General features: G+C 63.7%; 7 protein-coding genes. 1 reads left to right on the top strand and 6 read right to left on the bottom strand.

Annotated elements, in window-relative coordinates; all coding sequences use genetic code 11:
• On the bottom strand, window positions 1-448 hold a 448-nt coding region (locus HP499_RS21540), incomplete at its 3' end, for a hypothetical protein (protein ID WP_216660229.1).
• Between the two features lie 55 nt (window positions 449-503).
• On the opposite strand from HP499_RS21540, the gene HP499_RS21535 reads away from it, so the two are divergent.
• A complete protein-coding gene (locus HP499_RS21535; protein WP_172326149.1) occupies window positions 504-1739 on the top strand; it encodes a heparan-alpha-glucosaminide N-acetyltransferase domain-containing protein in 1236 nt (411 codons plus the stop codon).
• On the opposite strand, the gene HP499_RS21530 is transcribed toward HP499_RS21535, so the two are convergent.
• The 5 genes from HP499_RS21530 to HP499_RS21510 form a co-directional block, all read right to left on the bottom strand.
• Window positions 1715-2203, bottom strand: a complete 489-nt coding sequence (locus tag HP499_RS21530) for a hypothetical protein (protein WP_172326148.1) — start codon at window positions 2201-2203, stop codon at window positions 1715-1717. The genes HP499_RS21535 and HP499_RS21530 overlap by 25 nt on opposite strands.
• A 4-nt stretch (window positions 2204-2207) precedes the next feature.
• Window positions 2208-2966: a 4-hydroxy-tetrahydrodipicolinate reductase gene (dapB, locus tag HP499_RS21525; protein ID WP_172326147.1), complete on the bottom strand. Its 759-nt coding sequence runs from the start codon at window positions 2964-2966 to the stop codon at window positions 2208-2210.
• A 51-nt stretch (window positions 2967-3017) separates the two neighbouring features.
• Window positions 3018-3473 (bottom strand): molybdenum cofactor biosynthesis protein MoaE, encoded by a 456-nt coding sequence (locus tag HP499_RS21520; protein WP_172326146.1) that lies wholly within the window; start codon window positions 3471-3473, stop codon window positions 3018-3020.
• The gene (locus HP499_RS21515; RefSeq protein WP_172326145.1) at window positions 3463-3960 is read right to left on the bottom strand and encodes a molybdenum cofactor biosynthesis protein B; all 498 of its coding nucleotides are present in this window, start codon (window positions 3958-3960) and stop codon (window positions 3463-3465) included. Before HP499_RS21515 ends, HP499_RS21520 begins: the two co-directional genes overlap by 11 nt.
• Window positions 3957-4193: cyclic pyranopterin monophosphate synthase MoaC (locus HP499_RS21510; protein ID WP_305849758.1), on the bottom strand; the 237-nt coding region annotated here is incomplete at its 5' end. The genes HP499_RS21510 and HP499_RS21515, both read right to left, overlap by 4 nt.

Genomic DNA, 4193 nt, shown 5'->3' with positions numbered 1-4193 from the left:
TGCATTGCGTGATGGAACTGCCATAGGCAATCCACCGCTTGCCTTCGGCTGCAGCTGTGCTGACGCCTTCACCTTTCAGGGACACCTCAAGCACACGCAGGAACCCGTACTGCGGGAGCCACAATTGAACAGTTGACTGCGGCGGCATTGAGCCAAGATCGAGGCGGTGGCTGACGCGACCGGCACCGGACACGCGATGCCGGAGGGCACCGTTCACCAATACGTCGAACGGCGACCCGTCCTCAGGGCCTTCGGCTTCAATGACCAGGTGCCCGGACGTCGCCGTCCAGGTTGCATGGATCCCGGCGCACATCCTGGCGCGCTCTTCCAGGCCGTCAGTGGCCGGTGGCATGAAGAGTTCGCTGTCAAGGCGCTGGAAGTGATACCACCCGTCGGCATCGTGGATGATCGTGAATGCTCCGGCCCACTGGGCGTTGACGGATTCCATGGCATGGGACTCTACCGCCGGAAGTGCTCACAGTTGGCTATGAGACCATCGCAGCATGACTTCGCAAGAGACTGCGCCTCCGCGGAAAGCGCGCGGCGGCGGCACGATCTCCTCCAGGCTGACAGGCGTCGACGCCGCCAGGGGCGCTGCGCTGCTGGGCATGATGTCCACGCACCTCCTCCCGACATTTGGTCCCTCGCCCTCATGGGAGCCGACCTTCGTGGGGCTGGTGTTCTCAGGCCGGTCTGCTGCATTGTTCGCAGTTCTGGCCGGCATCGGACTGGCTTTGAGCACTGGCAAGCAGGAACCGCGCCACGGAAGCGATCTTGCGGCAGCCAGGGGTGGCGTCGCCATGCGCGCCTTGGTGATCGCGGTGGTGGGCCTGACTTTGGGTGGACTGGATGTCAACGTTGCCATCATCCTTGTCCATTACGCCGTGCTCTTCCTGTGCATCCTGCCATTCCTTGGGCTCCGGCTGAGGGCACTCTGTTTCTGGGCCCTGGGCTGGGTCCTCGCGTCCCCGGTGCTGGCTTACCTGATCCGGCCCCTGCTGTTGGACACCACACCGCCCCTTCAACTGGGCCACAACCCCAACGCTGAGGATCTGGGTACGCCCGGCCGCCTCCTCGCTGATCTCTTCTTCACCGGCTACTACCCGGTGTTCCAGTGGATCTCCTACCTCTTGATAGGGCTGGTCATTGGACGCTTGGCGCTGACGAGGACCACGGTGCAGGTGCTGTTGTTGACCGGCGGAATCATTGCGGCAGCCGTGACCAAGGCAGCCGGTTTCCTGGCGATGGAAGCATGGGGCGGCCGGGCCGCGCTGGAGACGCTTCCGGGCATCAGGGGGTACCCCTTGGAAAGCATGCTCCAGGTCAATCTGACGGGGCTGGAACAAACAGGTTCATGGTGGTGGTTGGCTACGGCGTCCCCCCATGCCGGAACCACCCTGGACCTCCTGCATAGCAGTGGAACAGCTGCCGCAGTGGTGGGTTTCTTCCTGCTGCTGGGCAAGGCAGCTGAGCGCATCAAGGTCAATTTCCTGATAGTGCTCAGCGGGCCGGGAGCCATGACGCTTAGCCTCTACTCCGCCCATGTGTGGGTTGTTTCCGGCTTCACCAACCAGCCGCTGCCGGCAGGATGGACGGAAGAGGGCATGTATTGGACCCAGGCACTGTGTGCCGTGGTGATTGGGGTGTGCTTCACGTTGCTCCGGCGTCGCGGGCCCTTGGAATGGGTGGCCCATGCGGCGTCGAGGCTGGGCAGCTACCGGCCCGCAGCGGTGGGCTGAGAGCGGAACAGCTTAACGGCGTCGCGCATTGACGCCCGGGCGCGCTTACGGTCTCCCGAGGCGTCATAGGCACAACTCAACCGGAACCAGGACCGCCAATCCTCAGGCGCGGCCTCGGCCTCTGCCCGGTACTTCTCAAACTCCTCATCGGCTGCAGCCCGGACTATCCGTCCGCCCGGTGTGCGCGGCAAGGTGTCCTCCGGCAGGCCGCCTTCGGCTTCAAGGACCTTGGCCATCTGCTCGGTGCGGGCGCCAAACAAGAGCTCGCGGATGAGTGCCCATGCACCAACGATGGGCAGCACCAGATAGGCCGCTCCAATGCCCTTCGCAACCAGGTTGGGGTCGCCGAGCAGGAGGAATGAACGCTGGACGGACACCACCAGATACAGGACCAGCAGCAGGGTGATGGCACCGACCCAGATTTTGGTTCGGTTCTTCTTTAACGAGACCCAGAAATTTCCCATGGACCTAGAGCCCCAGGTCCAGGTAGCCGTCAAGGCCCACAGTAAGGCCTGGGTTCGCTGCGACTTTGCGCAAACCCAGCAGGACGCCCGGCATGAAGGAAGCGCGGTCAAAGGAATCATGGCGCAACGTCAACTGCTCACCGGGCCCGCCCAAAAGGACTTCCTGATGGGCTACGAGGCCCCGGAGCCGGACGCTGTGGACACGAACGCCCTCCACGTCACAGCCCCTGGCGCCGTCCATCGACGTTTCCGTGGCGTCCGGGCTTGCCGGGACTCCGGCTTCCTGGCGGGCCTGGGCGATCAGCTGAGCTGTCCGCACGGCGGTGCCGGAGGGGGCATCCACCTTGTTCGGGTGGTGCAGTTCGATGATTTCTACGGACTCAAAGTACTGCGAGGCCTTGGCAGCGAACGCCGAAGCCAACACGGAGCCCAGCGCAAAGTTAGGAGCGATCAGGACGCCGACGTCCGGCCTCTGCTCCAACAGCGCACGGAGGGATTCCAGCTTGTCCGCGTTCCAGCCGGTGGTTCCGACAACAGCGTGGATGCCGTGCTCAACGGCGAACCGGACGTTGGCCTCGGTAGTATCCGGGACGGTGAGGTCAACAACATACTGCGCACCGGCGTCGAGCAGTGTTTGCAGGGAATCGCCGCGACCCAAGGCGGCGACGAGCGACATGTCCTCAGCTGCTTCCACAGCCTTCACGGCTTCACTTCCCATGCGCCCGTTGGCGCCCAGCACTGCAACAGCAAGTTGTTCGGTCATGGGATTAACCCTACCGCCGGGCAGGTGCCCGGCAGGAACCGTGACTCCGGCCTACTCCCCCGCGCCAACCCACTCCACAGTGCCGTCGGCGAAGAATTGTTCCTTCCAGATGGGAACCTGCGCCTTGACCCTGTCCACCAGTTCGGAACACACGGCAAAGGCCTGCCCACGATGGGCTGCGGCTACGGCACAGACCAAGGCCGGGTCACCGATTTCCAGCATCCCGATCCGGTGGGCTGCCCAGATACGGACCGGCTGATCGGCTTCGCCGGAGTGCTCTGCCACCAACCGGGCCACGACGTCGGACATGACCTGATGCGCCGTGGGATGGGCGCTGTAACTAAGCCTGTCCACTGCTTTTCCGGAATCGTGGTTCCGGACCACGCCGCTGAAGCTGACCACCGCGCCGGCGGTGTCCGATTCAACGGCCGCTATGGCTTGGTCAACGGAAATGGGTTCGGCGCTGAGGACAGCGCTGACTACTTCGAAGTCTGTTTCAGTGCCCATGGCTACCTTCCATTTGTTCACACAGGTGCCCGATCACGGGGTCCAGGACAGCCAAGCCGTCCATAACCCCTTTCGGGGATCCCGGCAGGTTGATGATGAACGTCTTTCCCGCCGCTCCCGCGTGGCCCCGGCTAAGCATCGCCATGGGCGTTTTCGCAGCCCCCGCGCGCCGGATTCCTTCCATGATGCCGGGTATTTCGCGGTCCAGGAGAGGAAGCGTCATCTCCGGTGTCTTGTCATCCGGGCTCAGGCCCGTTCCGCCGCTGGTGATGACGACGGCGGGCTCCTGGGTCAGGAGCGCCCTGAGGGCTGCACCCACCGGCTCCCCATCCGGAACCACCATGGCAGGGAAGGTGTCAAAGCCATGCTCATTAAGCCAATCAAGGATGATGGGCCCTGTCTCGTCGGCGTAAACTCCGGCGGCCGCCCTGGTGGAGGCAATCACGATCCCTGCCCTCCGGACACGGTTCGGTTCACAAGCACTCATTCGCCGGCCTCCTGAATGGGTTCCCCGGCAACGTCCCAGTCCCCGCTCTTGCCGCCGCTTTTCGCGAGCACACGGATGTCGGTCAGCACTGAGTGCTTGTCAACAGCCTTGATCATGTCGTAAACGCTCAACGCCGCCACCGAGGCCGCCGTCAGTGCTTCCATTTCGACGCCGGTCACCCCCTTGGTCTTGACGGTGGCCAGGATGTGCACCGCGTCAGCACGCAAGTCGAA

It is taken from the genome of Paenarthrobacter sp. CM16 (assembly GCF_013179505.1).
Lineage (GTDB): Bacteria > Actinomycetota > Actinomycetes > Actinomycetales > Micrococcaceae > Arthrobacter.
This window is presented reverse-complemented; position numbering and strand designations above follow the sequence as displayed.